Genomic DNA, 2,678 nt, shown 5'->3' on the forward strand with positions numbered 1-2,678 from the left:
CGGCGAGAACGCCGCAGAGGCGACCGAGGCGGACGCCGAGGCGCCCGCCGAGTCGGGTGACGGCGAGCAGGCCGCCGAGGGCGAGGGCGGCGAGGCGCCGTCTCGTGGGCGCAGCCGCAGCCGCAGCCGCAGCCGCAACCGCAACCAGAACGCCCAGAACCAGAACGCCCAGGGCGGTCAGGGCGCGCAGGCGCAGAACACCCAGGGCGATCAGAACCAGAAGGCGCAGCCCGCCGCGGCCGAGCCCGCCAAGGCAGAGACGCCCGAGGACGACCAGCAGTCGCAGGGCAACGGCCGTGGCCGCCAGCGCAACAAGCGCCGCGGCACGCAGGCCAGCAGCGGTGACGAGTTCGACACCGAGATCGGCGAGGACGACGTCCTCATCCCGATCGCCGGCATCCTCGACGTGCTCGACAACTACGCGTTCGTCCGCACGTCCGGCTACCTGCCCGGCCCGAGCGACGTCTACGTCTCGCTCGGACAGGTCAAGAAGTACAACCTCCGCAAGGGCGACGCGGTCGTCGGCGCCATCAAGCAGCCGCGCGAGGGCGAGCAGTCCAGCCGCCAGAAGTACAACGCGCTGGTCAAGGTCGACGCCGTCAACGGCCTCTCGGTCGACGACGCCGCGACGCGTGTCGAGTTCGGCAAGCTGACGCCGCTGTACCCGCAGGAGCGCCTGCGCCTCGAGACCGGGCCCGAGAAGCTGACCCAGCGCATCATCGACCTCGTCGCGCCCATCGGCAAGGGTCAGCGCGGCCTCATCGTCGCGCCGCCCAAGGCCGGCAAGACGATCGTGCTGCAGCAGATCGCCAACGCGATCTCGATCAACAACCCCGAGGTCCACCTCATGGTGGTGCTGGTCGACGAGCGGCCCGAAGAGGTCACCGACATGCAGCGCACCGTGAAGGGCGAGGTCATCGCCTCGACCTTCGACCGTCCCGCCGAGGACCACACCACGGTCGCCGAGCTCGCCATCGAGCGCGCCAAGCGCCTGGTGGAGCTCGGTCGCGACGTCGTCGTGCTGCTCGACTCGATCACGCGTCTGGGCCGTGCGTACAACATCTCGGCGCCCACCTCGGGCCGTGTGCTCACCGGTGGCGTCGACGCCTCGGCGCTGTACCCGCCCAAGCGCTTCTTCGGCGCCGCGCGCAACATCGAGAACGGCGGATCGCTCACGATCCTCGCGACCGCGCTCGTCGAGACCGGCTCCAAGATGGACGACGTCATCTTCGAGGAGTTCAAGGGCACCGGCAACAGCGAGCTGCGCCTGTCGCGCCAGCTCGCCGACAAGCGCATCTTCCCGGCGGTCGACGTCAACGCGTCGAGCACCCGCCGCGAGGAGATGCTGCTCTCGCCCGACGAGGTCAAGATCACCTGGAAGCTGCGTCGCGCGCTGGCGGGTCTCGACCCGCAGCAGGCCCTCGAGGTCGTGCTCGGCAAGCTCAAGGAGACGTCGTCGAACGTCGAGTTCCTCGTGCAGATGCAGAAGTCGATCCCGGCTCCCACCACCGGCCACAGCGGCGGACGCAGCCACGCGGACGACAACAGCATCCGCTGATCCCCGATGGTCGAGCCCGCGATGTTCGATTCCGTCCGGGCGCTGATCGACGAGCACCGCGCGGTGCAGGAGGAGCTCTCCGACCCCGCGGTGCACGCCGATGCGGCGCGCGCGAAGCGGGTCAACCGGCGCTACGCCGAGCTGTCGCGCATCGTGAAGGCGAACGAGGACTGGCTGGCGGCATCCGATGATCTGGATGCCGCCCGCGAGCTCGCGCGTGAGGACGAGGCGTTCGCCGAGGAGGTGCCCGCGCTCGAGGCGCGCCTCGGCGAGGCCCAGGAGCGGCTGCGGCGGCTGCTGATCCCGCGGGACCCGGACGACGCGCGTGACGTGATCATGGAGATCAAGCAGGGCGAGGGCGGTGCCGAGTCGGCGCTGTTCGCCGCCGATCTGCTGCGCATGTACCTGCAGTACGCGGCGTCCAAGGGCTGGAAGACCGAGCTCCTCGAGCGCAACGAGTCCGATCTGGGCGGGTACAAGGACGTCCAGGTCGCGATCAAGGGGTCCTCGTCCGACCCCGCGCAGGGCGTCTGGGCGCACCTCAAGTACGAGGGCGGCGTGCATCGCGTGCAGCGGGTGCCGGCGACCGAGTCGCAGGGGCGCATCCACACCTCGACGACCGGCGTGCTGGTGTTCCCCGAGGTCGACGAGCCCGAAGAGATCCACATCGACCAGAACGACCTCAAGATCGACGTCTTCCGATCGTCGGGTCCGGGCGGCCAGTCGGTCAACACGACCGACTCGGCGGTGCGCATCACCCACGTGCCGACGGGGATCGTCGTGTCGATGCAGAACGAGAAGTCGCAGCTGCAGAACCGCGAGGCCGGCATGCGCGTACTGCGTGCGCGCCTGCTCGCCAAGCAGCAGGAAGAGCTCGAGGCGGCGGCATCCGACGCCCGCAGGTCGCAGATCCGCGGCATGGACCGGTCCGAGCGCATCCGCACGTACAACTTCCCCGAGAATCGCATCGCCGACCACCGCACCGGCTACAAGGCGTACAACCTCGACCAGGTGATGGACGGTGCGCTCGAGCCGATCATCGAATCGGCGATCACCGCCGACGAGGAGGCGCGCCTCGCCGCCCTCGGCGGCGACGCCTGACCCCCCGCCCCCGCTGCGC

2 protein-coding genes are annotated in these 2,678 nt (G+C 70.0%); both read left to right on the forward strand.

The genetic code is table 11. The annotated features are described in order from the left end of the window. Positions 1-1,558, forward strand: a 1,558-nt coding sequence (gene rho, locus ACI3KX_RS22000) for a transcription termination factor Rho (RefSeq protein ID WP_404911084.1), incomplete at its 5' end; no start/stop codon positions are given. Positions 1,559-1,564: 6 nt separating this feature from the next. Next, a complete protein-coding gene (gene prfA, locus ACI3KX_RS22005; RefSeq protein ID WP_363357792.1) occupies positions 1,565-2,659 on the forward strand; it encodes a peptide chain release factor 1 in 1,095 nt (364 codons plus the stop codon). Positions 2,660-2,678 lie beyond the last annotated feature (19 nt).

Source organism: Microbacterium sp. ZW CA_36 (assembly GCF_044987475.1).
Taxonomy (GTDB): Bacteria; Actinomycetota; Actinomycetes; order Actinomycetales; family Microbacteriaceae; genus Microbacterium.

Bases quoted from the DNA above. Each gene is read 5' to 3' on its own strand.
- prfA (WP_363357792.1), top strand. From the start codon at position 1,565: ATGGTCGAGCCCGCGATGTTCGATTCCGTCCGGGCGCTGATCGACGAG.